This is a genomic window from Kribbella alba (assembly GCF_039529635.1).
GTDB classification, from domain to species: domain Bacteria; phylum Actinomycetota; class Actinomycetes; order Propionibacteriales; family Kribbellaceae; genus Kribbella; species Kribbella alba.
This window is the reverse complement of the sequence record NZ_BAAANE010000007.1, coordinates 424985-449882: the sequence shown is the minus strand read 5'-3', so window position 1 is coordinate 449882 and position 24898 is coordinate 424985. Positions and strand designations below refer to the sequence as shown.

Annotated in this window: 19 protein-coding genes; 3 read left to right on the top strand and 16 right to left on the bottom strand. The window is 67.4% G+C overall.

Annotated features, from left to right (window positions below; translation table 11 throughout):
* Positions 1 to 56 precede the first annotated feature (56 nt).
* The 5 genes from ABD210_RS20075 to ABD210_RS20055 all read right to left on the bottom strand — a co-directional run bounded on the left by ABD210_RS20075 (position 57) and on the right by ABD210_RS20055 (position 4709).
* Positions 57 to 260, bottom strand: coding sequence for an ABC transporter ATP-binding protein (locus ABD210_RS20075; RefSeq protein ID WP_344113312.1), 204 nt, complete (start codon positions 258 to 260; stop codon positions 57 to 59).
* The gene (locus tag ABD210_RS20070; RefSeq protein WP_344113311.1) at positions 260 to 721 is read right to left on the bottom strand and encodes an ATP-binding cassette domain-containing protein; all 462 of its coding nucleotides are present in this window, start codon (positions 719 to 721) and stop codon (positions 260 to 262) included. The genes ABD210_RS20075 and ABD210_RS20070 overlap by 1 nt, the downstream gene beginning before the upstream one ends.
* Before the next feature lie 89 nt (positions 722 to 810).
* Complete coding sequence (locus tag ABD210_RS20065) at positions 811 to 3807, bottom strand: sacsin N-terminal ATP-binding-like domain-containing protein (protein ID WP_344113310.1); 2997 nt, start codon at positions 3805 to 3807, stop codon at positions 811 to 813.
* 81 nt (positions 3808 to 3888) lie between these two features.
* A complete protein-coding gene (locus ABD210_RS20060) occupies positions 3889 to 4032 on the bottom strand; it encodes a hypothetical protein (protein ID WP_344113309.1) in 144 nt (47 codons plus the stop codon).
* A 182-nt stretch (positions 4033 to 4214) separates the two neighbouring features.
* Positions 4215 to 4709: a DUF2231 domain-containing protein gene (locus ABD210_RS20055; protein ID WP_344113308.1), complete on the bottom strand. Its 495-nt coding sequence runs from the start codon at positions 4707 to 4709 to the stop codon at positions 4215 to 4217.
* 338 nt (positions 4710 to 5047) lie between these two features.
* Between ABD210_RS20055 and ABD210_RS20050 the strand changes: the two genes are divergently transcribed.
* A complete protein-coding gene (locus ABD210_RS20050) occupies positions 5048 to 5839 on the top strand; it encodes an SGNH/GDSL hydrolase family protein (protein ID WP_344113307.1) in 792 nt (263 codons plus the stop codon).
* Here ABD210_RS20050 and ABD210_RS20045 read toward each other — a convergent pair.
* The 4 genes from ABD210_RS20045 to ABD210_RS20030 all read right to left on the bottom strand — a co-directional run bounded on the left by ABD210_RS20045 (position 5811) and on the right by ABD210_RS20030 (position 8924).
* A complete protein-coding gene (locus ABD210_RS20045) occupies positions 5811 to 6278 on the bottom strand; it encodes a GNAT family N-acetyltransferase (protein WP_344113306.1) in 468 nt (155 codons plus the stop codon). The two genes, ABD210_RS20050 and ABD210_RS20045, sit on opposite strands and share 29 nt — an antisense overlap.
* Positions 6279 to 6489: 211 nt before the next feature.
* Complete coding sequence (locus ABD210_RS20040; protein ID WP_344113305.1) at positions 6490 to 6879, bottom strand: YciI family protein; 390 nt, start codon at positions 6877 to 6879, stop codon at positions 6490 to 6492.
* A 324-nt stretch (positions 6880 to 7203) separates the two neighbouring features.
* The gene (locus ABD210_RS20035; protein WP_344113303.1) at positions 7204 to 8001 is read right to left on the bottom strand and encodes a GNAT family N-acetyltransferase; all 798 of its coding nucleotides are present in this window, start codon (positions 7999 to 8001) and stop codon (positions 7204 to 7206) included.
* A 413-nt stretch (positions 8002 to 8414) separates the two neighbouring features.
* Positions 8415 to 8924 (bottom strand): MarR family winged helix-turn-helix transcriptional regulator, encoded by a 510-nt coding sequence (locus tag ABD210_RS20030; RefSeq protein ID WP_344113301.1) that lies wholly within the window; start codon positions 8922 to 8924, stop codon positions 8415 to 8417.
* Positions 8925 to 9047: 123 nt separating this feature from the next.
* Between ABD210_RS20030 and ABD210_RS20025 the strand changes: the two genes are divergently transcribed.
* Positions 9048 to 9923 (top strand): hypothetical protein, encoded by an 876-nt coding sequence (locus tag ABD210_RS20025; protein WP_344113299.1) that lies wholly within the window; start codon positions 9048 to 9050, stop codon positions 9921 to 9923.
* Here ABD210_RS20025 and ABD210_RS20020 read toward each other — a convergent pair.
* The gene (locus ABD210_RS20020) at positions 9896 to 10924 is read right to left on the bottom strand and encodes a LacI family DNA-binding transcriptional regulator (RefSeq protein ID WP_344113298.1); all 1029 of its coding nucleotides are present in this window, start codon (positions 10922 to 10924) and stop codon (positions 9896 to 9898) included. The genes ABD210_RS20025 and ABD210_RS20020 overlap by 28 nt on opposite strands.
* Before the next feature lie 94 nt (positions 10925 to 11018).
* A complete protein-coding gene (locus tag ABD210_RS20015) occupies positions 11019 to 13202 on the bottom strand; it encodes a discoidin domain-containing protein (RefSeq protein ID WP_344113297.1) in 2184 nt (727 codons plus the stop codon).
* Positions 13203 to 13510: 308 nt separating this feature from the next.
* On the opposite strand from ABD210_RS20015, the gene ABD210_RS20010 reads away from it, so the two are divergent.
* The gene (locus ABD210_RS20010; protein ID WP_344113295.1) at positions 13511 to 14443 is read left to right on the top strand and encodes a DUF1996 domain-containing protein; all 933 of its coding nucleotides are present in this window, start codon (positions 13511 to 13513) and stop codon (positions 14441 to 14443) included.
* A gap of 246 nt (positions 14444 to 14689) precedes the next feature.
* Here the strand turns inward: ABD210_RS20010 and ABD210_RS20005 are convergent, their stop codons facing one another.
* The 5 genes from ABD210_RS20005 to ABD210_RS19985 form a co-directional block, all read right to left on the bottom strand.
* On the bottom strand, positions 14690 to 15691 hold the full coding sequence (locus ABD210_RS20005) for a sugar phosphate isomerase/epimerase family protein (protein ID WP_344113294.1): 1002 nt from the start codon (positions 15689 to 15691) through the stop codon (positions 14690 to 14692).
* 227 nt (positions 15692 to 15918) lie between these two features.
* Positions 15919 to 21315 carry a ThuA domain-containing protein gene (locus ABD210_RS20000; protein ID WP_344113293.1) on the bottom strand — a complete coding sequence of 1799 codons (5397 nt, stop codon included), beginning with the start codon at positions 21313 to 21315 and terminating at the stop codon, positions 15919 to 15921.
* A 124-nt stretch (positions 21316 to 21439) separates the two neighbouring features.
* Complete coding sequence (gene xylA, locus ABD210_RS19995) at positions 21440 to 22603, bottom strand: xylose isomerase (RefSeq protein ID WP_344113292.1); 1164 nt, start codon at positions 22601 to 22603, stop codon at positions 21440 to 21442.
* Positions 22600 to 23763, bottom strand: a complete 1164-nt coding sequence (locus ABD210_RS19990) for a Gfo/Idh/MocA family protein (RefSeq protein ID WP_344113291.1) — start codon at positions 23761 to 23763, stop codon at positions 22600 to 22602. Before ABD210_RS19990 ends, xylA begins: the two co-directional genes overlap by 4 nt.
* A gap of 18 nt (positions 23764 to 23781) precedes the next feature.
* Positions 23782 to 24825: a substrate-binding domain-containing protein gene (locus tag ABD210_RS19985; RefSeq protein ID WP_344113290.1), complete on the bottom strand. Its 1044-nt coding sequence runs from the start codon at positions 24823 to 24825 to the stop codon at positions 23782 to 23784.
* Positions 24826 to 24898 lie beyond the last annotated feature (73 nt).

Here is a 24898-nt window from a genome sequence, read left to right as displayed (position 1 = left end):
GACAGCACGCCGCCGCCCGCTGATGGCCTGGCGAGCGGCGGCGTGGTTCGGGGTGCTCAGATCACCGGAGCACCTTCCGTCGAGTCGTCCAGTACGGGTTTCTTCGCGAGTTCGTCGACCGTGATGCGGTCTTTCCAGCGCAGCTCCGGATCTGGTTGCGGGATCGAGTCCAGCAGGAGGCTCGTGTACGGATGCGACGGCTCGTGCATCACCGTCGACACCGGACCGCGCTCCACGATCACGCCTTTGTTGATCACCATCACATGATTCGTTGCCGCTGGCCCCCGGACAGCTGGTGCGGATACCGCCCGAGCACGTGCTCGGGTTCCAGCTTGACCGCCCGCAGGGACTCCTCGATCAAGGCGAGTCCCGTCGCCCGCCCCGAGGCCAGCGAGAACTTCTTGACGGCCTTCCAGAGCAACCGGTCGACCCGGTAGAACGGGTTGAAGATTGCGTACGGATCCTGGAACACCGGCTGCACGTTCCGTCGGTACCCGTCGTACTCGGTCCGGGTCAGTTTGAAGATGTCCTTGCCGCCGTACTGCACGGTGCCGGACGTCGGCTTCTGCAGATCGTCACGTCGAGAGCGTTCGCGCTCGAACTCACCACCTCCTTGCGTCCGAAGAGGCGCGGGTCCCGCCCCACGCGCGTTCGGACGCAACGAGTCGTGCAGGCGCGCGAGCTTCTCCGGGACGGTCTCCCGCGCCCGCCCTGACGCCAACTACCGCTCCCTCGCGCCCCGATCCGTCCTCAACGCCATAACCTTCGGCCGCGCCATCGACGACTAATGGCCCAGCCGTGGGGTTGGGGTCAGCTGGGGTCGTCGGTAGGGGTGCTGTCGAAGGCGGCGTCTATGAGGAGTTCGGAGGCCCGGGTGGGGTCGGTCAGGATCGCGAGGATCACGTGTCGCTGATCCCAGCGACCGGCTGCCCACGCCAGCGCCTTGGCGAGACCGTTGAAGGTCGCCGCGTGCGGTTCCCCGTCTTCGTTCACCCACCAGGACACCTCGACGTCATCGACGGTGAGCTCCTCGTGTTCCCACCAGGTGTCGGGCACCTGCGGCACCAACTCACGAACGATCTGCGGTACGTCGGCAGCCGTCCCCTCACCATCGATCTTGCCTGCGGCAACTTCCTGCGCCATCGGGATGTCGAGCAGATCCCCCAGACCATCCGCGACGACGCCGGACGCGACGACGAAACCACCGAGGTCAGTCCGCTCCAACCACATCGGCGAGTCGGCAACCAACGCCTCACCGGCGCCGACCACCCGGGTGACTCCCCCATCGGCGAGCACCCGGACTCGATCAGGCGCTTGCGCCGGGTAAGCCGTCAGCGTGCCCAGCTGGTTCCAGAGCCGCAAGATCGCGCTCTCTTGCACCACCCGCTCCGGATCAGCGAGCCTGCTCAGCAACAGTTCGACGCCCTCGGAATCGAGGTCTGCCACCTCGCGGACCAGGCCGACTGCGGTCCGGATCTCCGGGTCGAGTCGCCCGGTCCACTCCGGCGCCTCGTCCAAGAAGTTCGCGAGCACCGGATCGGCCTCAGGATCCGCGCGGCCGGCCAGCGGTTCGCCGTCCGGGCAGAGAACGCGCTCTCTGATCCACCAAGCTGTGTACGACGGCGCTCCGTGGGCCCGATCGTCCGGTCCGACCACGCGGACCTGCCCGACCAGAGCACGACGCAGCTCAGGTGACGACCCCAGCAGCTCGAACACCCGCGGCCAGGCATCATCGGTGATCCAGTCGAGGTCGCGAACCGCCGACAGCTCACCAACGGTCGCGCCGAACCTCGAACCGTCCGGCGCGATGTCATCGGCCCAGTCTTCGATGCCGTCCAGATCCGCGAGTGATTCGGGCAGCTCGTCGAGCGTGACATCCGACGCGGAGACAGCCCCGAGAGTGCTGAGGACCCCGACCGCTTCCAGTGTCTCCAGGCCGTACCGCTCCAGCAGCGCCCGATCGACCGCCGCCACCTCTTCCTCGTCGAGAACCGCCTCCGCCTCCGATCCGGGAACCACCAGCGCATTCGCCGGAACCAGCTCGCCATCGGCGTCCCGCAGTACGAGGTCGGACAGCCACCACAGTCCGGCGGCCTGGGCCGGGTCCGAGGCGACGACGGCGAGCACTGCTTCGGTGATCCCTTCGGGGTCATCCGCTTCGGCCGAATGCTCCACGGCAACTCTCACGGCACTGTCCTCGAGCAACGTCCTCGGAGACGCGGAGAGCGCTCCAAGACGTTCCAGCGATTCATGCACCGCCTCCGGGTGAACCACTCGTACGCCGTACTCGCCGAAGGTGGCCAACACGCCAGCGGGAAGGTCGTGGCCAGGCAGAAGCACACCACGGACACCGCGGACGAGGCGACCGTCGGCGAGCGGAACCGGCAAGGTCCCGAGCGACTCGCGCAGCAAGGGATCCGCGACCATACCGGAGAGCGCTCCATAGACGTCTCGCCACCACTCCGGCGGTTTCGCCTCCGCCACGGCGCCCAGCTGATCGACCAGCTCAGCAAGATCGAGCCGTCGTACCCCCAGCGCGTCCAAAGCGGTCCGGTCGTGTCGGCCCGAACGCACGAGCCCGCGGACGATCGGCGCCAGCACGGCATTGAACGCGTCGTCGGAGCCCTCGACCACTACGGCATCGCGGGGGCGAAGCAACGATCTGTCCTCGACAGCGGGGATCAGCGGTGTGCCGGGGAGCTCTGCCAGGATCGCGTCCCGCAAGGCGCGGTCGACCGCACCCGCGGCCAAGCCCGTCGGTACCAGCGGCAGGGTGTCCGCCCCGTGCTCGGCGCGATTCCGCAGCAGCTCCGCATAAGCAACGGCGGCTTCTTGGACCAGACGATCGGTCAGCGGGCCTTGGGCAACATGCCGTCGAGCCGGATCAAGCGGGAATGTTGCCAACAGCAACGCAGACAGCGACAACGGCTCGTCCGTCGGGGTCGGCGCGTGAACCACGCCCGGCAGCGCGGTCGCAGGATCCCGTGGGACAGCCCAGAGCACGGACCAGTGCGGCCGGGCGCGCTCCTCGGTCGGCCGGTCCGCGAGCAAGCGCTCTCTGTCGTCCTCGTCGAACGTTCCCGCGGCCCGTTGGACGTGCCAGCGCGACTCGGCATCGGCGAGCACCCGGACGGCGCCGTCAACGTCGAACTCGATGCGCTCGAGTCCCGGCAACGCGAGCAGCAACGCGTCATCCGCTTCGTCGAGCAACCGCCGGACCAACTCGGCGGCCGCCTCATCGCGAAGCGGAAGGATCACGGCAGTGTCGTAGCCTTCCGGCGGTTCACCCTCGGCGGTGAATGGCAGACGCAACGCGGGCACGTGGCCGTCGCGCCGGCGAACCTCGGTCTCCAACTCGGCCGATCCCAGGTTGGCAACAGCTGCGGCCGTGTCAGCGCGGGAGAAACGAATACCACCGGTCCTCGACAGGATCACCGGTTCGTCAGTAACGCCGAGCACCGCCGAGAATCCGACGCCGAACCGCCCGACAGCGCTGTCCGCCTCATCGCGCTTGGCCGACGCGCGCAGGGTAGCGAGCGACTCGACTCCCTCGGCCGACAACGGCGTACCGGTGTTCGCGACGACCAGGGTCGCATCCCGGAACGAGAACCGGACCCGTCCCGGAACGCCCGCTCGTGCGGCCGCGTCGGCCGCGTTCTGGGCCAGCTCGACGACCACCCGGTCGAGATACCCGCCGAGCGCGAGATCCTCCTCGGCGTTCGCGTCCTCCCTGAACCGAACCGGCGCAGCCCGCCAACCGGCCAGCACCCGCTCCCGAATACCCGCAGTCCCGAACACGTCGCTCACGCCTGGAGTATGCCGTCTGCACAGCCCACACTCGCACGCCGCCCTCGACGTCGGACCACGACGCGTTGTCGCTCGGAAGGTTCAGGACGTGGTGCGGTATTCGGCGAGGGTGACGCCGCCGTCGAATCCGCGGAGGTCGGTCAGTTCGAGGTCCGCGCTGAATCCATCGGGGAACAACCGGCAGCCGTGGCCCTGCACGACGGGATGGCAGAACAGCCTTCTCATGGCCGCACGATACGCCCGAGCGAGGCCTGGTTGGCCGGTACGTTGGGGGTGGAATTCCAGGATGTGGTGCGTCGACGTCAGATGGTTCGCAACTGACTGGTGGCCGGTTCCTTACTGGGACGTCGACACTGATCTCATCCACCGCGGCCGCTGGACCTCCTGACCGCTGTCTCCCTCGCCGCTCAGTGCGGCGAATCGGCCCGCCACCCGCTGAGCGAACTCGGGGCATCCAGGTTGGCACCGTGGTGAACACCGACGCCCAACCGCTCGACCAGTTCGCCACCCAGCCAGCCGGCAACCCCACTGAGAACCAGCCCGACGAGACCCAGCGTGATCGAGAACCAGCCGGGTTCCCAGTCCTCGTTGCCGTTGCGGACGAACCAGCTGACAGCGAACAACAGGAGGACGACGACATTTGTCAGCCCGTGCAGCGCGCCGATCCGGCGAGCCCGGGTGCCCGACGGAATCGACAGCCAGTCGACCAGGCCGAACACACCGGCCACCACTCCGCCGATGAGCCCAGCCGCCATCGTGTACGCGGCCGAGACCGCGAAGCCGGGCCGGTCCGTGATCAACTTCAGGAGGTCGAAAACCACGGCCGTCGACAAGAGGCCAAGTGGATAGACGATCAGTACGGGGTGAATGCTGTGCCCCGCCGCCTTCGCTCTGCTCTCCATGAATCCTCCAGTCGTGAGTCGTCGACAATCCGGTACCCCGGACGACACCCCTAGTGCTACAGCCGGAGTTTGTGATGTTGCGGGGACAGGCCCGGACTGCGCAGCACTCCCGAAGCGGCGACCTTGAACACCAAACAGGGACCGCGGACACGAAATAACGTGTTCAAGGCCCCGACTACCTGTCCCAGGCCCCCACTCTTGGTCAAGGCCACACCACCCAGCCCTCCGCGGCCCCTGCCGAAAGGCATCATCACGAACTACGGCTGTCGGACTAGGTGACTCTTTTCTGTAGAGTCGTTCTGCTCGTCGTGACAGCTGGACGGGATATCTTCGGTCCGGTGATCTCACCTGGAAGTTCGTATGTCTCTTTGGGCAGCTCCTTTGCCGCCGGCCCCGGAATCAAGCCGCAGCTGGACAAGGCCGCGTCGCGTTCGGGACGCAACTATCCGCACCTGGTCGCCGAGGCACTCGACCTCGACCTGACCGACGTGACGTATTCCGGTGCGACGACGGCGAACATCCTTTCCGAGCCCCAGGGCGACGCGCCTGCACAGGTCGATGCCGTCGGCCCCGATACCGAACTGGTGACGGTGACTGTCGGGGGCAACGACCTCGACTACATCGGCATCTTCCTGCGCGGCAGCACGATGAACACCCTGGCTCGGCCGGTCGGCCTGTTCTCCAAACGGCTGGGCAACCGGATCATGGCGCGAGTGAGCTACTTGAGGGAGCAGGCCGAGTACGACGCGGTCGCGGATCGGCTCGTCGAGATCGTGAACCGGATCCGGGCGAGCGCTCCCCGAAGCCGGATCCTGCTGGTGGACTACCTGACCGTGGCCGGGCCGACCACCCGGCCGCGGCTCGACGTACCGCTGAATGAAGAGCAGCTGCCGAGTGTGGTCATGATGGCGGAGGGGCTTGCGCAGGCCTTCGCGAACGCCGCCGCGAGATCCGGCGCCGAACTGGTGGCCGCTTCAGCGGCCAGCCTCGACCACGGTGTGGGGTCGGCCGAGCCGTGGACGACCGGCTTCGGGTTCCGCCCGGGCGGCGGGGTGGGCTACCACCCGAACGAAGCCGGTATGGCGGCGGTCGCCGATCTCGTCATCCAGCAACTCCGAACCGCCGACTGACCGCACCCGGCCGCCGCACCATATAGACGTCGACCGCGTCCTGGACCTCAACGGTGAACCCGTTGCGCTCGTAGAGCCGCCGGACGGCGCTGCCCTGCAGGACATTCAGGCGAACCGGAACGCCCTCGGAGTCCGACCGTTCTAGCAGGGTTCGCAGCACGGCCGTTCCGAGCCCCCGACCCTGGAGGCCCGGAACGAGGTAGAAGTGCTCCAGCCACCGCCCTTCCTCCGCCGGGCGCATGGTGACGCAGCCGGCGAAGGCGCCACCTGCCACGATGACCGACGTGTGCTGAGGGGAGAAGGTATCCCGCAGTCGCTGCCGGACCCGATGCTCATCGAACCGTCCCAACCGCTGCAGGTCCGGACGCATCACCGTCGCCCGCAGTTCCGCGATCACCTCGACATCCGAGGGCTCTGCGGAACGCAGAACCCACTCCATGGGATGGCTCGGCTCGGTCCTGGGCGTCGCCTGACCTGGCCGACTCCGGTCCGCCCGCGCATTCGTATCCATGGCCGAAGTATCTCAGCGGCTAGGCCGGGCATGATCGCAGTCCGGCCTAGCCGCGGCTGATGAGGCAGAAGCCCTCCGGCAGACGCAGCACCCGGCCAGCGTCGGTCTCTCTACGAATCCATCGGCCGGCGGTGAGATGTCACGCCGGCGCGACGCCTTCCGGGTGGATCTCCACGGCCTGGTTCAGCGGGCGGCCGCCCGGACCAGGGGTTCGGGAAACGCGGAGAGCGATCTCCCGGATGCGGTCCTCGGACGCGACGTCGACCACCCAGTAGCCGGCCAAAACCTCCTTGGTCTCGCTGAACGGCCCGTCGGTGATGATCGGCTCGCCGTCGTCCTGTGCGCGCAACGTCTTCATCTCGTCTGGGCCGGCGAGCCCGCGCGACTCGACAAGCTCGCCGGAATCGGCCAGGTCGCTGTCCAGCTCGCGCATGTATTTGACCATCACCCCGATGTCCTCCTGGGACCAAGTGTTGGGCATGTCGTCCCAGCCCTGCTTGTTCGAATGCATCAGCAGCATGTACTTCATCTGTCCTGCTCCTCCTGATCGACGTGTACGACGACACTCCGGTGTCGCTCACGAGCAACGTCGGAACCACTTTCCCGTTCTCGACACACCCCACCACATCGACCACGCGGCAGCTAGTGTCCCGCTTGCCATCGAGGTCGCCGCGCAGGAGCCGAGGAGTCTCGCCAGGGTCCGCTGATCATCGGCGCTCATCCCGCTGAGCATCTGCTCGTCGGCCCGCTGGTGAGACGGTGACCGGGCGCGATCTCCCTACGGTTGCCTCGTCCGAGACCATGACCAGCTCAGCCTTGCGGAGCCCGCCCAGCACGTCCTGCTGTCTATCAGCTACCTACCTGGCGTGTACACGTACGGCGTAGTCGTGGTGACGGCCAAGAACCCGAGGCGCTGCAGGATCGGCGAACTGTCGTCCGATGCGTCCACCTGGAGGTAGCGGTAGCCGAGTTCCACCGCCCGGGCGGCACGGACGGCGACCAGAGCCTTGTAGATCCCCTTGCCGCGCCAGTCCGCGAGGGTCGAACCACCCCACAGACCGGTGAAGTCGGTCCCGCGCTTGTAGACCGCCCAGGCAGCTGACACCACTTCGCCGTCGACCTCCGCAATGAAGACGTCGGTCTGACCGGTGGCCTGACGGCGCACGAGATCGTCGGTGAGCCAGGACCAGTCCATGGCCCACACGGTCGACTCCATCGCGGCGATGCGCTCGAAGTCGGCTCGCTCGCCGGTACTCCGGATGGTGACGCCATCGACCGACCCGCGACCCCGCAACCGCTCGACGATGTCGGCGCTCTCCGCGATCACCACCGTCTCCCGCTCCTCGGGAACGAACCCCGCCGCGGTCAACCGTTCCGGCAGATCCTTGGGGAGATCGTGCCCGCGGGTCTTCCACTCGACCGGCTGGTTCTTCGCCGCGAAGTAGTCCCGCTGGCGGGCGATCAACGCGTCCAGTTCGGCCTCGTCGAGACCCTCGAGACTGCGGTAACTGACCAGCCCGCGGTTCGGGTACTCCACCCGGATCAGCGGACCGTCGGTACTCGTCGGCACGTCGGCCGCTTCGCTCCCGCCCCGGAGTTGGTCGTCGTACGCCGCCAACAGGACGGCTGCCTTGTTCGTCGCCTCAGTCACCGGGAGACTCTGACACGAGACGGGGGCATGGCGCCTGCGTCTCGACCGCTGCCCGGCGCCTGGTCACCCTGCGCCAGAGAGCGCTCCACGGAGCGTTTCGCCTGATCTTCTCCCGGTCCTGACCGGCCGCGGAGCGGCGCACCTCGTCAGCCACGACCTTTCGCGCCACCATCAGGTTCACGGGTTCCACTGCTCTGTCCTCCTGATCGGGCTCCCCTGTCAGGCGCCTTCACAGGTACATCGGATCCCCCGGACGGATCTTGACATCCCGGCCCTGACAAAATCCGTCTCCGGGCATCACGCCACGGCGACCCCAGCCGCGCACTCGCCGCACCACGAGCCCCGGTCGCGCACCACGAGCCCGGTCGCGCATCGCGAGCACGACTATCCGGTCGCATCGAGGACCGAGGGCGTCAGTTCGCCTTCTGCTCCGTCGCGACGACGAGCCGGCGGAGGAGACCCTCCAGTGCTTCCTGGGACTTGGGGTCCAACTGCCGGATCAGCTCCTCCTCAACCCGCTGGATGTCGCCGATCCCGCGCTGCCAGACCTCGCTCCCCGCCTTGGTCAAGGTCGCCACCACTCGTCGCCGATCATCGCGATCGTGCTCGCGTCGCACATACCCTCGACGCTCGAGCGCATCGATCCGATTGGTCAACGCGGCCGGTGAAAGCCCCAGCTGTACGGCCAGCTCACCCGGCGTCGCCTGGTACGGCGAACCTCCCCGGCGGAGCATGTGCAGCGTCTTGAACTCCCACCACTGCAGCCCATAGCCGGCGAGAACGGCGTCGCGCCTCCGATCGAGATACCGGGCGAGCGCCTGAAGCCGGACGGCGATTCCCTCCACCCGCAGGTCGAGCCCGGGCAGCTCACGAGCCCAGAGTTCGACGTGCCCATCGACCGAGTCCGTCACCGAATCCTTCACCGACCGAACTATTCAGCCGCTGAACCTTAATTGTCAAACCTTTTGACATCGAAATATTCTGTCGAGATCCAACTCGCTCCCGCTGACATCCGAACCAGCTCACCCCGAAAACGAGGCACCTCTATGGTCGAGATCCCGCTCTCCGAACTCGTCGACGCCAGCACCATCTTGATGCGAGCAGCCCGCTGGGACGACGCCGATCGCCTCCTCACCGCCGCTGAAACGGAGAACCCGGCCGAGCGGGCCATCATCGCGATCACCGTCGCGGAGATAGCAGTCGACCAGGACTTCGCCCAGGGCCGTGACACCGCCGGGCCCGCGCTCGAGAGCGCCGAGATAGCGCTCTCTGAGGCGCCTGACCCGACGCTCAGTTGGGACCTCGGGTTCCTGAAGCTCCGCAAGGACTACGGCACTGCGCTGTTCGCCGCTGACCACGAGCTGCACTTCGGTCCGGATGGCCGCGACCCAGCCGTTGGTGAAGCACTCGCCAAACGCGCAGAGCAACTCCGCCTCAGCGCACCGACGGATGAGCGAACCGGCCACGTGGCGTTCTATGCGGGCCTGATCGCCGACAACGTCCGCGGCCTCCCGACCGAGGCCTTCGCCAACTACACCTCGGCACTGGAACTCGGGGAACGCAGCGGCGACAACCTGCTCGAGTCCTTGGCGCTGCGCCACCTCGGCGATCACGCCCACACCGTCGGCGACCTGGTCTTGGCCCGCACCCAGTGGGAGCGCTCCACCGAACTACGCCAGAAGATCGGCCATCTCCTCGGCGCCCTCGCCCAGCAGGCGCTCCTTGCCGTTCTCGCCCGCGACGAAGGCAACCCCGCCGCCTCAGCCGCCCTCGCCACCGAGGTGCACCGCTGGTCTCACCAACTCAACCTCCACTTCCTCGAAGCCCAGACAGCTGCACTCATGAACCCAACCGGCGAGTCAGGTCCCGGCCGGCCGACACACGGCGAGCCAGGTCAGGCGGAGTCTCTGGTGACCAAGTAGGGGTCGAAGATCTTCGAGATGGGCGGAGCGCTGGGGTCGGCGATGAGGTCGAGGAGGATGCGGGACATCTCGGCCGCCATCTCCTCGATGGGCTGCGCGATGGTGGTCAGGCGCGGGCGAGCTGCGTGGGCCGGCTCGCTGTCGTCGAACCCGATCACGGCCACGTCGTCGGGGACCGAGCGCCCGCGGTCACGCAGCACCCGGAGAGCCCCCGAGGCCATCAGGTCGTTGGCCGCGAAGACGCCGTCGAGATCAGGTTGCTCCGCCAGCAGTGTGGCCATCGCCGCCTCTCCGCTCGCCAGCGTGAAGTTGCCTTCAGCAACAGGGACGTACGGTTTCCCGTACTGCGCCATCGCCTGCCGGAACCCGGTCAGCCGGTCCTGCGCGGCAGGCAGGTCGGCCGGACCCGCGATGGTGACCACCCGCTGACAACCCCGCTCGACAAGTCGCTCGGCCGCCATCGCCGCACCGCGTCCATGAGCCAGGTCCACGAAGCTGATCGGAACCGGTCGCGCCGGTCTGGCGAACAGCACCGCCGGGATGCCCTCAGCAACGAAGAGCCCGGGCAACGGATCGTCCGCGTGGGTGGAGACGAGCAACGCACCGTCGGCATTGCCACGCCGGACGAAGTTCACCGCGTCCGTCCGCGCCTGATCAGAGTCGGCGAGCACCAGCGACGGATGGATCCCCACGGTGCCGAGGTATTTCACCACCCCACCGGTCACCCGGCCGAAGAACGGGTCACCGAAGACCTGCTCGGCGGAACCGTCCGACCCCGAAATGACCAGCGCGATGGACCCGGCCTTGCCGTTGACCAATGACCGCGCGGCCGGGTTCGGTGTGTAGCCGGTGGACTTCACCGCCTTCCGGACGGCCGCGGCCATGGCCTTGTCGACGGTGGGGACTCCGTTGATGACGCGGGACGCGGTCGCCCGCGAAACACCGGCCAGCTTGGCGATATCCACCAAGGTGGGCGTGCCTTTCGCGGGTTTTGAGCTCATGGCACCGGATCGTATCCCTGCCAATGACCAGCCCTCCGTCCTTTGTCCACAGGTCTGGCGGCCGGCCGTCCGCCGACCGCCAGCTCCCGACTGATCAGCGCCGGTAGATCCCGAACTCGAACAACGAGTACCCGAAGCCCGTCCCTCGCTGGGTCCCGGTCAGCCGCACATACCGACCGGTCCCTCCGACGGCGAGGTCGTCGACGTCGCCGTTCCCGTCAGCGGTGCTGTAGAGCGGTCTCCAGGCGTTGCCGTCATCGGAAACCTCGAGCCGGTAAGAACGCGCGAACGCGCTCTCCCAGATCAGCTGGATCCGGTCGAACGAGGTCACCTGCCCCAGATCGACCTGCACCCACTGCGGATCCGACCAGTCACTCGCCCAGCGCGTCGTGTTGTTCCCGTCCGTCACATTCGACGGCGGGTACGGCGCCCCGTTCCCAACCTGCTGGTACGACGAGGCCGTCGCGGGCCGGCCGCGAGCCACGTCGGTGCCCTCAACAGGGGGCGCGACCACGCGGAACGACCTGGTCTCGATCCCCACGTTGCCGTGTCCGTCGCGGACGTAGTCGTACAGCTTCCACACCCCGAGCCGCTGCGGCACAGTCACCGTGAACGGCCCGTTGCCGCTGGACGGTGTGGTCACCAGAGCCGCACTGTTGTCGATGTACTTGCCGCCGACCTTGAACTCATGCGTCAACGCGTCCCCGTCGGGATCACTGACGCCGACGTTGACCGAGATCGTCCCGCCGGCCGGCACATCCGTAGTACGGCTGAGCGTCATGTTGCTGATCACCGGCGGCGTGTTCCCGCCCGACGGACCACCGTAGGCCTGGCGGACCGCGTAGTACGAGAGTCGTTTCTCGCCGCCGGGTGTGAGGTTGAACCAGACCGCGCCGAAGTCGTTCTCTGTGCCGTAGTGGAACAGCGTGGCACCGAGCGCGACTCCCGCGTGTGCGGTGATGCAGTTCCAGGCCTGGAGGTAGCCGTCCCGCTTCTGAAGGTCGGTCGGCTCGTTCGGTACTCCGTTGGCGTCGTCCGGGACCTCCCACTCGCCGGCCGGGCCGCCCTCGGTCAGGATGTACGGCTTCGTGTAATGCCCGTCGATCCAGTCCTGCTTCACCTGGCAGACGTGTCCGTACGAGTTGACCGCGAGCAGGTCGAGGTCGGGCGAGTACTGCGTGAAGTACGGCCACGCTCCGGTCCAGGCATCCGTGGAGGTGACCGGGTGGTTCGGGTCGATCGCGTGGATGGCTTTGGCGGCGTCATTGACGAAGGTCGCGTAGGCGATCCGCTGCTGCTCGAGCTCCGCGCCGGAGAAGCAGTTCTGCATGCCGAGCACAGACTCGTTGCCCACATCCCAGAGCAGCACGCCCTGGTTGTCCTTGTACTCCGTGGTCCAGCGGCGGATCTCGCCAAGCATGGTGTCCTTGTAGTTCGTGTCGGTGACGTAGTTGACGCACCCACCGCTGCCGGGCCCACCACCAGGTTGGAGCCAGAAGCCTGCCACTACACGGATTCCATTGCTCGCTGCTGCATCGAACAGCAGCTTGGAGCTCGCGTCCGTGCCCCACGTCCGCACTGTGTTGACGCCGATCGAGCGCAGCTCCGGCAGCCGCTGAGCAGCTTCCGTTGCCGGCGGCCCCCAGGTCAGCCCCTTCACCTGGTACGGCGCTCCGTTCACCAGCAGCTGCCAACTCCCCTGGCCACCTGCGACTCGAACCGTGCCGTTGCCCTGCGGAGGACCACCGCTGCCCGGCGTGCCGTGCACCTCGAACTCCCACAGGGAGTAGCCGTAGCCGCCCACACGCTGCGTGCCGTAGAACCGGACATAGCGGCCATTGCCGTTCACTGCGAGGGTTTCGGTGCCACCATGACCAGTCGTGGTGCTGTAGACCTGGCTCCAGTTCTGCGCGTCGTCCGACACCTCGATGCGGTAGCCGGTGGCGTACGCCGACTCCCAGCGCAGCACGATCTGGCTGACGTCCGCGGCTGAGCCGAGGTCCACCTGAAGCCACTGGGGATCGTTGAAGGTGCTGGACCAACGGGTGTTCAGGTTGCCGTCCACGGCTGCGGCAGCCGGTGTGCCGGCACCTTCGGCTGACGAAGCTGTCACCGGCCGGCCCTGCGACAGCAGAGTCGCGGCATGTGCGGGCTCAGCCAGCAGTACTACGTTGCCGAGCAGCACGGTGGCCGCCGCTGCAAGGGCTGCGATCGCCGAGCGGCCGCGACGGCTGCGCCTTCGGGGATCCAGCCGGTCGTGACGTGTCGCGAAGTTCATCGGGTACTCCTCGCTGTGTGCGTGGGGGGCGGAACGGCACAGCGACCGGCGCGGACGTCCCTGACTGCCGGTGGCCGAGAGATCAGAGAGCGCTCTCTCGCGAGCTGATAGTTGCGGCTGGATCGCCTGGTTGTCAACGCCTGGACACGCTCAGCCGGTTCCGGAACCGAGCAGCCCTTGACACTCCGGGTGGTCCGGATGAGGCTGTTTCAGAGAGCGCTCTCCCGCGATGCGTCCCCACCGCGGGCTGCCGCCGTAGTTCGAAGCATGGCCACCGCCCCGCGGAATCCCCCGACAGGAGGAGATCCGTGTTCAAGAAGAGGAAGAAAGCCCTGTCCGCCGGCGGCCTTGCCGCCCTGACCCTGGCCGCGTCGTTGACGGCCGCGATCGGTCCATCCGCCGAAGCCGATGATCTGGTCACACATCACGAGTTCCAGGTGAACTGCACGGTTCATCACCGCGCGACCGACGACCCGATCGTGTTCCCCAACCTGCCGGGGGCCTCGCACGAGCACAGCTTCGTCGGCAACACGACGACCAATGCCGGCACGACCCTCGACACCCTGAACGCCGCGGGACCGTACCAAACCACCTGCCTCAACCCCGACGACCTCTCGGCGTACTGGTGGCCGACGATGTTCCGCGGCGACCAGCCTGTCGTCCAGACCTGGGCGCAGACCATCTACTACAAGTCAGGCATCCTCGACTACCAGGCTGTCCGTCCGTTCCCACCCGGTATCCGGTTCGTCGTCGGCAGCCCTGCCGCGACGCAGGATGCCTTCCGAACCGCGCCCGGCGCCGTCGAGGGCTGGGAGTGCGGCGACAGCTTCCACAACTGGGACTTCCCGGCGAACTGCCCGGTCGGGACCCAACTCAACATCCGCTACCAGGCGCCGAGTTGCTGGGACGGCGTCCACCTGGACTCCGCCGATCACAAAAGCCACATGGCGTATCCGGTCAACGGCGTCTGCCCGGCGGATCACCCGGTGCCGGTGCCGATGCTCGAGTTCAAGATCGCGTTTCCCGCCGACGGCGACCTGAGCGGCATCCGGTTGGCCAGCGGGCGTGGGTACTCATGGCACTACGACTTCTTCAACGCGTGGGATCCGACGACCTTGGCGGCCCTGGTGAGTCACTGCATCAACGGTGGTCTGCAGTGCGACTCGCGCGGCTTCGACCTCTACAAGCCGAACCGCGGCCAGGTTCTCGGGGACAACTACCGGCTGCCCGGGCGCCCGTGACCCTCCACACGGCGGCCAGTGGTCGTCCTGCTGGTTGAACCTCCTGTGGTGCTGAGGCTTGGGCAGAGCCCCAGCACCACCAGCTGGACGCCATCGGCTGGTCGTACGGCGTCGAACTCGATCGTCTGCTGGAAACGGTCGGGCACGCGCACTTCACCGAGTACGAGGCCGGGGGTTATTTCGCTGCTCTGCAGACCCCCGGCCTCCCGGCCACTGATATCCGGGACTTCGTCCGGTCGCTTCGGATTAGGAGGAGAACGCGGCGTCGAAGGATGCGGTGGGTGGGTCGAAGGCCAGCGAGCGGACGAACCGCAGGGCCTCGGCGGCGCCTACCAGGCGGTCCATGCCGGCGTCTTCCCACTCGACCGAGATCGGGCCGGTGTAGCCGATCGTGTTCAGCATCCGGAAGCACGACTCCCACGGGACGTCGCCGTGGCCGGTCGAGACGAAGTCCCAGCCGCGGCGCGGGTCGCCCCAGGCCAGGTGGGAGCCCATCCGGCCGTTGCGGCCGTTGCCGACCTGGCGCTTGGCGTCCTTGCAGTCGACGTGGTAGATCCGGTCCTTGAAGTCCCACAGGAAACCGACCGGGTCGAGGTCCTGCCAGACGAAGTGGCTCGGGTCCCAGTTCAGCCCGAATGCCTCGCGGTGGCCGATCGCCTCGAGGGTCGCGGTGGTCGACCAGTAGTCGTAGGCGATCTCCGACGGGTGCACCTCGTGCGCGAACCGCACGCCGGCCTCGTCGAACACGTCGAGGATCGGGTTCCACCGGTCCGCGAAGTCCTGGTAGCCCGCTTCGATCATCGACGGCGGCACCGGCGGGAACATCGCCACGGTCTTCCAGATCGATGATCCGGTGAACCCGACGACCACGTCGACACCGAGCCGCCGGGCCGCCCGTGCGGTGGTTCCCATCTCCTCGGCGGCGCGCTGTCGCACGCCCTCGGGATCGCCGTCGCCCCAGATGTGCGTGGGCAGGATCGCCTTGTGCCGCTGGTCGATCGGGTCGTCGCAGACCGCCTGGCCGAGCAGGTGGTTCGAGATGGTCCAGACCTTCAGGTTGTATTTCTCCAGGATGTCCAGCCGGTTCTGCACGTAGGCGTCGTCCTCCGCCGCCTTGCGGACGTCGAGGTGATCACCCCAGCAGGCGATCTCCAGCCCGTCGTATCCCCATTCGGAGGCGAGCCGGGCCACCTCCTCGAACGGCAGGTCGGCCCACTGGCCGGTGAACAGGGTGATCGGTCGAGCCATGACGTTCCACTCCTTGGTCCCATGAGGTGATGGTGGTGTCCCCGGTGCCGCGACCGGAGCGCTGGCCGCGGCACCGGGGACGAGGGCCGGCGAACCGGTCCCCCGCCAACCGTGCGAAACCGCTCTCCCATTCCCCGGGAAGGGGCCGAACCACCCCGGGGAACGACAGCTCCTGCACGCCTCTCCGCGTCGGACAGGATGCGATCTCGCACGGTGACGTCATCGGATCAGAGCCTGTTCTTCAGGTCTTGTCCGACAGCTGTCAGCAGCGTGCGGGCCGGTACGTCGCGGACCGAGCGCGCCTGCGCCAGGAAGATCTCCAGGTGCGCGGCGGCCACGGCGGGACGGCCCCGGCGCTGCTGTTGATCGGCCAGGCCGAGCTGGACCTTCATCACCGTCGCCGTTGCCAACGGCAACGTCTTGGCAACCCGGTACCGCTCGACCAGCTTGATGGCCTCCGCGTACGACGTGTCGACGGTGAACGGCACCTTCGTCACGGAGGTGTTGCCGGCCTTGTCCTTCGCCGTCGCGGCCAGCTCATGCGCACCCAGGCCAAGCAGGACCCCATCCAGCTTCCCAGCCGGAGAGAGCGGTTTCCCGTCGACGGCGAGCGTCACCCCGGCGACACCCGAGAGCGCGTCCTCGGCCATCGCCGCGACGTCGAGCACGGAGGCGACCCCGAGCCGGCCACCACTGGCAAGACCTGACACGGTCGACTTGGGCGCGGTCCGGTCCACCTTCACCGTCACGGACTGGACCTCGGAGACGTTGCCGGCCGTGTCACTGGCCCGGACCTGGACTGTATGCGTCCCGTCAGCCGACAAGGTCAACGGAGCGGTGTACTCGGTCCAGTCGCCGTCCCCGACCTTCTGCTCCAGGTAGACCTGCCCCGGTTGGTCGTCGGTCGCCATCGCAGTAGCGACAACGGCATCGGTCCACCAACCGTCCAGGCCGGAAGGGGCAGACGGGTTCACCGACAGGTTCACCTGCGGTGCGACCGTGTCCCGGACGATCTTGAAGTAGTCGAACTTCGCGGTCTTCGATGCGACCTGGTCAGCCCCGTAGGCATAGATCCCGAAGCTCGCCGAGGCGAGAGCGGTGTTGGTGACCGCAGGGAGCGCTTTCCACGTGACCCCGTCCGCGCTGTACGACCCCGTGAAGGTCGAGCCGCTCTTCGCCAACCGCAGATACCAGACACCCTGGGTGGGTGCCGGCGAGGCATTCGGCGCCGGCTGCACGATTGCGTTGGAGACCTCACTGCGCAGTTCGATCTCCCGGGAGACCGCGCCCCCGACCGCGTTGGTGGTGAGGAAGTCCAGCTTCACGTAGTTCGCGTCGTCGGAGTAGACCATCAACCCCGCCTGCTGGTACGCCTCGTTGAACGAGGACGCATCCACCTTCGTCTCGACGGTCCAGTCACCGTCGGGAGCCGGCTGTAGCAGCAGGTTCTTCGGGTTCGAGGCCGTGCCCTGGTAGATGTCGCCCTTGCTCGTGTCGATCTCGGCGGCGCCACCGGTCACCCGGTACGCGGTCGGGTCGGGCCGCACGATCGCGGACCACCTGCACGCGTCCAGCGCAGTACCGGTGAACTCGTCGTCCGGCGTAGGAAGTTCCGCGGTGTCGTCCGGGGTGATGCTGAAGTAGTCGAACTGAGCCGACAGCGGCAGCGCTTCGGTCCGGTTGGCCAGCCCGAACACGCCGATCTTCGGGTTGGAGATCCCGGCCAACTGCTTGGTCTCCGGCATCTCGACGAACGTCGCACCATCAGCGCTGTACGACGCCCGAAGGTTCGCCCCGTCGCTGGTGAACCGCACCCAGACGGTATCCGGGTACGCCGCGCCCAGGTTCGCCGTGTTCGACGCGGCCACCTCGTGCGGCGCACCGGCTTCCTCGCGGATGAACTGGAAGATCCGGTCCGCGGCCGAAGCCGATCCGGTCGAACGACCCTGCAGCACCATCTTCGCGTAGTTGTCGTCGTCGCCGTAGACGATCAACCCCGCCTGCTGGTAGGCGAGCCGGGCCGTCAGCGTCAGCTTCGTCGTCGCCTGCCAAGCACCGTTCGGGAGCGGTTGCAGCACGATGTTCGGCGTTCCCGTGTTGCCCGTGCCGTAGATGTCCGTCGCGGTCAACGGGAGCACCAGGTTGCCATTGCTGACAGCGAGTTCCTGATTGCCCCGGACAATGGAATTCCAGCGGCCGGTGTTGACCGCAGTACCATCGAAGCCGTCGGAGCGGCCGGTCAGACAAGTCGGCGGAGCACTCGCATCCACCTTGATCTGAACGGTCGAGGTCCCGGCAGCCCCGCGCGCGTCCGTCACCGTCACGGCTGCCGTGTGCGTGCCGGACGTGGTGTAAGTGTGGCTGACAGAAGCGCCCGAACCGGTGGAACCGTCGCCGAAGCTCCACGCGTAGGACAGCGGCACGTCACCTTCTGGATCCGTGGCAGACGCCGTGAAGTCGACCTTCAGCGGAGCCTTGCCCTGGACAGCGGAGGCGGTAGTGGTGACCACCGGACGCTGGTTGTCCGTGATGCCCTTGCCGATGAACTTCACCCAGTTGACGTTCAGCTGGCCCGTCGTCTTCACGAAGTACAAAGGCCCGCTGTCAGTCGTTGCACCGCTAACGGCAGCCGTGAAGTTGCCGTACGTCTGCCATCCCCCGGTCGGAGTGACCTGGATGGTCGCCACCACCGGACCAGTCGTCGGTGAGCCCGTGCGCACCTGCACGGTCGCGCCGGCATCCGGAGACGCCGCCCGCAGTTGGATCTGGTCGATCCCGGTCAGGTTGGTCGGCTTCCAACCCCACCAGTCGCCGTCCTCGATGAAGCCGATGTTCTTGCCGCCGCCGGCCACATCACCGGTGTCCTCGACCTGTACGCCGGGCGTCGACCCCGGGCCACCGGTCTCGTTGAAGTACTCCGCCTCGCGGGTCTTCGGCTGCAGCTGGACCACCTTCTGGGTGGTGATCTTGCCGGTGCCGGGAGCGCCCTTGTCGGTGTACGTGACAGTCACGATGCCGAAGATGTTCGCCCCGACGTGGCCCTCGTCACCCGGCAGCGGAAAGGTCCCCTCGCAGCCGTGGTACTGCTCGTAACCGTGCGCGTGCTCGTCATGTCCGAGCCCCGGCTGGGTGATCACGTCGTTGCAGTCGACCGTGCCGTCCTCGGGATCGGTGACGGTCACCTTGTAGCGGATCGTGTCCCCGAAGTCGAAGAACCCGCCGTCGACAGGCGCGTCCACCGTGATCGTCGGTGCGGTGTTCCCGGCCGTGATCGTGCGGTTGGAGACAGCCGTCCTGCCATCGCTGTCGGTCACCGTCAGCCTGGCTGTGAAGACACCGGCCGCGGTATAGGTGTACGAAGGCTTGGCCTCGGTGCTGTCCGTCGTACCGTTGCCGTCGAAGTCCCAGGCGAGCGTGATCGGCTGGCCGTCGGGATCGCGCGAGCCGGTCGAGTCGAAGGCGACCGTCAGCGGCACCGGGCCGGACGTCTTGTCCGTGCTGAACTGCGCGATCGGCGCCCGGTTCCCTTGCACATAGTCGATCCGGTAGATCCCGGAGTCGGCGTTGTTGCCGCCGAACCCGCTGCCCCACTCGATCACGTAGAGCGCTCCATCAGGCCCGAACTGCAGCGCATGCGGCCGGATGAAGTTCAGGCCTTCCAGCATCCTCGACACGTCGGCGACCTTGCTGCGGTCGTCGTTCAGCTGCACCGAGAACAACCGGCTGTTGTTCCAGTCCGCGAACACCGCCTTGCCGTCGAAGTACGCGGGCCACTTCCGGTCGGAAGCGCTGTCGGCGTTGAACTTGTAGGCGCCGCTCGTCATCGGCGCACCACTGCCGCCGATCTCCGGCACACCACTGGTCGACTTGCCCATCCACAGGCTCGCCGGGATCGCCGCCGGCAACTGAGTCAGGCCGGTGTTGTTCGGCGAGTTGTTCACCGGCGCGTTGCAGTCGAAGGTCGCACCCGAGGTGCCGGTCGCGAAGTCGTAGTCGTTGTACGGCGTGTTGTTCCCCACGCAGTAGGGCCAACCATAGAAGCCAGGCTTGTCGAGGATGTCCCATTCGACCCGGCCGTCGGGACCACGTGTCGGCGACACCTGCCCCGCGTCCGGGCCGTAGTCGGCCACGAACAGGTGGTTCGTGGTCGGGTCGATCCCGATCCGGAACGGGTTCCGGAAGCCCATCGCGTAGATCTCGGGCCGCGTCTTCGCCGTCCCGACCGCGAACATGTTGCCCGCCGGGATCGTGTAGGTACCGTCAGCCTCCGGGTGGATCCGGAGGATCTTGCCGTTCAGCACGTTGCTGTTCGCCGCGCTGCGCTGCGAGTCCCAGGCCGCCCGCCCGGCTCGCTCGTCCAGCGGGGAATAGCCGTCCGAGTCGAACGGGTTGCTGTTGTCGCCGGTGGCAACGAAAAGGTTGCCCTGGCCATCGAATTCCAGCGCGCCACCCGCGTGGCAACACTGCTCGCGCTGGGTGTCGATCCGCAGTACCTGCTTCTCACTGGTCAGGTCGAGAGTGTCACCGGTGACCTTGAAGCGCGAGACCTTGTCGTACGCGTCGCTGCCGGCCGGTGAGTAGTAGAGATAGATGAACCCGTTCTGGGCGAACGCGGGGTCGAGGGCGATGCCGAGCAGGCCGAACTCCTGGCCGGTGTAGACATTCAGCGTGCCCGCGGTGACCACCGAACCGTCCGGCTTGACGATCTTCACCGCGCCGTTGCGGTCGATGTAGAACACCCGGCCGTCCTCGGCGATCGACAACTCCATCGGGTTGGAGGTGTTGTCGTCCAGGGTCACCTTCTGGTAGCTGCCGCTCAGCGACGCGCCGCAGTCTGCCGGCTGCACGCCGGCCGCGGTTTTGATGCCGCCCAGCAGGTGCTTGCGGAACACCGGGTCGGCGTACGACTCGATCGTGTGGCCCATGCCGGTGTACCAGGCGCGGCCGCCGTCGTAGTCCTGGCACCACGCGATCGGGTGCTCGGCGCCCATCGTGCCGCCGGAGTACGAGGTCTCGTCCATCGAGGCGAGCACATGCACGGCGCCGCGCGGGTTGGACTGATAGTTGTACCACTCGTCCGTGCGGTTCCAGGTCGTCGGCGCCTCCGCTGTCGACGGGTGCGCGTGGTCCTCAACCTTCACGTTCGCGTTCGGCGTACCGGCCGGGTGGCTGGCGAAGTAGCTGCCGACCAGCTTCCCGTACCAGGGCCAGTCGTACTCCGTGTCCGAGGCGGCGTGCACCCCGGCGTATCCGCCACCGCCCCGGATGTACCGCTCGAACGCCGCCTGCTGGTCCGCGTTCAACACGTCGCCGGTGGTCGACAACCAGATGACCACCTCGTACTTGGCCAGCTCGGTGTCGTTGAACATCGTCGCGTCCTCGGTCGCGGTGACCGTGAACCCGTTCTGGGTGGCAAGGTCCTTGATCGCCTGGATCCCCGCCGGGATCGAGTCGTGCCGGAAGCCGGCGGTCTTGCTGAAGATCAGCGCGTTGAACGTCTCGTCGCCGTGCCCGGGATGGGCCCGCGCGGGGGTCGCAGTGAGAGGGATCGCCAGTGCGGCGATCAGGGCGAGCACGACGGCGCGGATCACCGTGCCGTGCAATCGCCTGCGTAGCTGGATCATCGGGAGCTCCTCATGGGTCGGATAAGGTGCGCGCTCCATCGGTCCCGGGGCGGGTCCCCGGGCGTCGGCCCTGGTACTGCTGTTCAGCTACTGCGTTCCCGTGCTCTGCCCCGCGCGGGATCTACTACTGACGAACGCCCAGCAGATGGTCCATCGCGAGCTGGTCCAGCCGTTCGAAGCCGAGGCCGCGGGCGCCCAGGGCGTCCGGGTCGTACGTCGCCTTGCGCAACTCGTCGAGGGTCTCCCCCGCGCCGAGAGTGGGCTGCGACAACTCGCCCACCCGAGCCGCGGCGACCGCCTCGATGACCTCGGGGTCCGCGCGGAAGGCCTGCACCTTCTCCCGCAGGATCAGGTAGTTCCGCATGCAGCCCCGCGCGGTCTCCCAGACGCCGTCGAGGTCCTCGGTCCGCGGCGGCTTGTAGTCGAAGTGCACGTAGCCGTCGTAGCCTGGTCCACCGGACGAGCCCTGCAGCACATCGACCGTCCAGAACGCCTCACGCAGATTGCCCGCACCGAAGCGCAGGTCCTGGTCGAACCGGGGGCCGTGCTGCCCGTTCAGGTCGATGTGGAAGAGCTTTCCGTGCCACAGCGCCTGGGCGATGCCGTGCGCGTAGTTCAAGCCCGCCATCTGCTCGTGGCCGACCTCGGGGTTGATCCCGACCAGCTCGGGATCGTCAAGGCCGTTGATGAACGCGATCGCGTGCCCGATGCTCGGCAGCAGGATGTCGCCGCGCGGCTCGTTCGGCTTCGGCTCGATCGCGAACCGCAGGTTGTAGCCCTGCTCGCGGACGTAGGCGCAGAGCAGGTCCATGGACTCCTTGTAGCGGTCGAGGGCCGCGTGCACGTCCTTCGAACCACCCGACTCCGAGCCCTCGCGGCCACCCCAGAGCACGTACGTCGACGCGCCGAGCTCGGCGGCCAGGTCGATGTTACGGAGCACCTTCGCCAGGGCGTACCGGCGTACGTCGCGGTCGTTGGCCGTCAGGCCGCCGTCCTTGAACACCGGGTGACTGAACAGGTTCGTCGTCGCCATCTCCACGACGAGTCCCGTGTCGGCCAGCGCCTTGGTGAACCGCTCGAGCACCTGCTGGCGGCGGCTGTCGTCGGGAACCAGGTCGTCATCGTGGAACGACACCGCGGCAGCGCCCAGCTCGGCGAGTTTCTCCACCGCCAGGACGGGGTCCAGCGGCGCACGGACCGCAGTACCGAAGACGTCCACGCCCTCCCAGCCCACGGTCCACAGGCCGAAGGAGAACTTGTCCGATTTCGCCGGCGTGTATGAGTTCATTCAGGGATCTCCTGCCATTGTCGGGAGGTCGAACTGTCCTCGACCGCGGCCAGCACCCGCTGGACCTGCAGGCCGTCGGCGAACGAGGGCGCGGGGTCCTTGCCCTCGGCAATCGCGTTGACCAGATCGACCGCTTGGTGGGTGAAGCCGTGTTCGTAACCGAGCAGGTGCCCGGGCGGCCACCAGGCCGCGACGTACGGGTGGACCGGCTCGGTGGCCAGGATCCGGCGGAAACCGGCGGTCTCCGCCGGCTCGGTGGCGTCGTAGTAGTGCAGCAGGTTCATGTCCTCGAAGTCGAAGGCGAGGCTGCCGTTGCTGCCGTTGATCTCGATCCGGATCGCGTTCTTGCGTCCGGTCGCGAACCTCGTCGCCTCGAAGACACCCAACGCGCCGTCGGTGAAGCGGGCCAGGAAGATCGCGGCGTCGTCGACCGTGACGGGACCACGCTCGGTGCCCGCTTCACCGGACAGGCCGCTGTGGCTGGCGGCAACCGGCCGCTCCTTGACGAACGTCTCGAGCTGCCCGCTGACCTCGGCGATCCGGTTGCCGGTGATGTACTGCGTGAGGTCGACGATGTGCGCGCCGATGTCACCGAGCGCGCCGGAGCCGGCCTTCTCCTTGTCGAGCCGCCAGGACAGCGGTGCCTCGGGGTCGACGATCCAGTCCTGCAGGTACTGCGCGCGCACGTGCCGGATGGTGCCGACCTTGCCCTCGGCAACCAACTGCCGGGCCAGCGCGATGGCCGGCACCCGCCGGTAGGTGAACCCGACCATCGACCTGATCCCGCTCGCGGCCGCCTTGGCCGCCGCGGCCGCCATCGCCTCGGCCTCCGGGACCGTGTTGGCGAGCGGTTTCTCACAGAGAACGTGCTTCCCGGCCTCGAGCGCGGCGATGGCGATCTCGGCGTGGCTGTCCCCCGGCGTACAGATGTCGATCAACTGCACGTCGTCGCGCTGCAGCAGGTTGCGCCAGTCCGTCTCGGTCTCGTTCCAGCCGAGCTTCTTGGCGGCCTGCTGCACCGCCTCGGCGTTGCGGCCGCACAGCACGTTCATCGCGGGGTCCAGCGGCAGGTCGAAGAACCGCGGCGCGTTCCGCCAGGCCTGCGAGTGAGCCGCGCCCATGAACGCGTACCCGATCAGGCCGATGCCCAGGTTCGTCATACGTCTTTACTCCTCAGTTCAGCTCTCGAAGGCAGTGGGAAGGTACTGGTCGACGTTGTCCTTGGTGACGACCGGAGCGTAGAGCTGCACGGTGCGCGGCACCTCGACCTCCACCAGGTCGCCGAGAGCCTTCTTCTGCACCAGCAGGCGGGCCAGCCGGACGCCGTCGGCACCCTGCGTCGACGGGTAGATGACGGTGGCCTTCACCAGCGTGTTGCCGGCCTTGATGTCGCGCATCACGTTCGCCGAACCGGCACCGCCGACCACGAAGAACTCCTTGCGGCCCGAGTTCTTGATCGCGGCCATCACGCCGACACCCTGGTCGTCGTCATGGTTCCAGATCGCGTCGATCTTCGGCGCGGCCTGGAGCAGGTTCGCCGCGGCCTTCTCGCCGGACTCGACGGTGAATTCGGCGGCCACCCGGTTGCTGACCTTGAGACCGCAGTCGGCGAGCGCCTCCTTGAACCCCGTACTGCGGGCCTGGGTGAGCGGAAGCGAGTCGATCCCGGCGATCTCGGCGACGACCGCGTCCTTCTTGCCCTTGAGCTGGTTGCAGACGTAGGTGCCGGCGGACACGCCCATGCCGTGGTTGTCACCGAGGATGGTGGTCCGGGCGGCGAACGAGCTGTCGAACTCACGGTCGACGTTGACCACCGTGATCCCGGCGTCCATCGCCTTGGTGGCCACCGCCGTCAGTGCCGCGCCGTCGAACGGCAGCAGCACGATCGCGTCGACCTTCTGGTTGATGAAGGTCTCCACCTGGCTGATCTGCAGGTTGACGTCGTTGGTGCCCTCGGCAACGACCAGCTCGACGTCGGGGTACTTCGCGGCCTCGGCCTTCGTGGCCTTGGTGATCGCACCCATCCAGCCGTGGTCGGCAGCCGGCGCGGAGAACCCGATCTTCACCTTCTTGCCGGGCGCGTCGTTGGCCACGGCGGCGGCCTTGGTCGCGCTGTCGGTGGTCTTCTGGGCTTCCGGGGTGTTGCTGGTGCAGGCGATCAACGCCATCGAACTCAGGCCGACCAGGCCGGCGGTGAACAGTAACCGGGAACGTGCGGACATGCTGTCCTCCAAAGTGCTTGTACAGGGGCTTGCTGATATCTAGGGAGCGGTGTCATTGCTGACCCCACGCCAT